This is a genomic window from Meiothermus hypogaeus, from assembly GCF_003574035.1.
Taxonomy (GTDB): domain Bacteria; phylum Deinococcota; class Deinococci; order Deinococcales; family Thermaceae; genus Meiothermus; species Meiothermus hypogaeus.
In genome coordinates this window covers 1-1350 of the sequence record NZ_QWKY01000162.1, presented here as the reverse complement: position 1 = coordinate 1350, position 1350 = coordinate 1, and the positions used below count along the sequence as shown (strand labels likewise).

2 protein-coding genes are annotated in these 1350 nt (G+C 61.3%); both read left to right on the top strand.

The annotated features are described in order from the left end of the window. Positions 1 to 41: 41 nt before the first annotated feature. Entirely contained in the window at positions 42 to 266 is a 225-nt protein-coding gene (locus Mhypo_RS17700) for a hypothetical protein (RefSeq protein ID WP_119342520.1), read from the top strand. Between the two features lie 176 nt (positions 267 to 442). Beyond that, positions 443 to 1327 (top strand): hypothetical protein, encoded by an 885-nt coding sequence (locus Mhypo_RS18440; RefSeq protein WP_206074960.1) that lies wholly within the window; start codon positions 443 to 445, stop codon positions 1325 to 1327. Positions 1328 to 1350: the final 23 nt, after the last annotated feature.

The window sequence follows — 1350 nt, the reverse complement described above, 5'->3', positions numbered from 1 at the left end:
GGGTGTGTCCTGAAAATAGGCAAACAGCCTAAACTGTTGGAATGAGCGAAATACGGGAACGGATGCATCAGTTGGTGGATGAGTACGAGCGGCTGGGAGAGGGGAAGAGTATAGCCGAGCAGGAGTTGCTGGTGATTGAGTTTGGCAAACAGATCCAGCGGCTGATGATGCAGGAGATGGTGGAAAAGGGAGAGCGGGGTACAGGAAGCGGAGGAGAGGGCAAAGGGGTCAAAAAAAAACGTGCGGAGGATGCGGGAAGGAGCTGAGGGGTAGCCGAAGCCATCGGGTGAAGGTAGGGAGCCTGTGGGGAGAGGTGGAGGTGCAGCGGTATCGGTATCGCTGCGGGTGTGGTCATCAGGGCCAGGGGTATCGCGACGAGAGCCTGGATGAGAGCGGCTACTTGCCGGAGTGCCTCCGGCGTATACATGGGACGACCCTACGGATGTCCTACCGAGAGGCTGAGGCGTGGTTGGGGGAGTGGGGGGTGAAGGTGGGCAAGAGTTCGTTGCAGGTGCTGGGGATTCGGCTGGAGCAGCACGAGCAAGAGCTGAGTCGTGAAAGGCTAACCCAACTGGCGCAGCAGCCCTTGAGGGGGCGGGAGGGGGAACGGGGCCGGCGCTGGTGTGTGGAGGTGGATGGCTGTCTGGTGGCGGCCCAGGTGGAGGGCGGCATCGAGTGGCGGGAGGTCAAAAGTGCGGTAGTGTACCCGATGCGCTGCCCAAGCCAGCGGTACTACGTGAGTGCCCTAACCACCGCCACAGCGTTCGCCCCCCAGGTGCATGGCCTGCTCCGCCATGCGGGCGTTCGCCAATCCGACTCCCTGATTGGCCTCAGTGACGGGGCGGCCTGGATCGCCGAACTCTTTGGCGAACTGGGGGTTCACCGACACATCTTGGATGTCTACCACGCTAGCACCTACCTCGACACCCTGATGACGGGACTCGGTTATTCCGAGGCTCACCGTCAAGAACAGCGAGAGGCTCTGCTTCGGGGAGAGATAAGTATCCAGCGCTGGCTCAACCTCAACCTCCGCGATCGGCCCATCAACCCAGAGGCCCATCAAGCCCTCCGCTTCTTGCAAAAGCAGGCCCACCTCGACCACACCGACTATCCCCGCTTCAAGCGGGAAGGTATTGAGGTCATCGGCTCAGGTCAGATCGAAGGCGCCAACAAGCACGTCATCGGCCAAAGACTCAAGATCACCGGGGCCCACTGGAGCGAATCCGGAGCGAGCGCTAAGGCCCTGGTCCGTTCGCGGTTCTTCTCCTACAGCCCCGTCACACCTTTCCACGCCGTCCGACACGGCGCTTTCCCTACTGCAGCCTAGTTGCCTAAATCCAGGACACACCC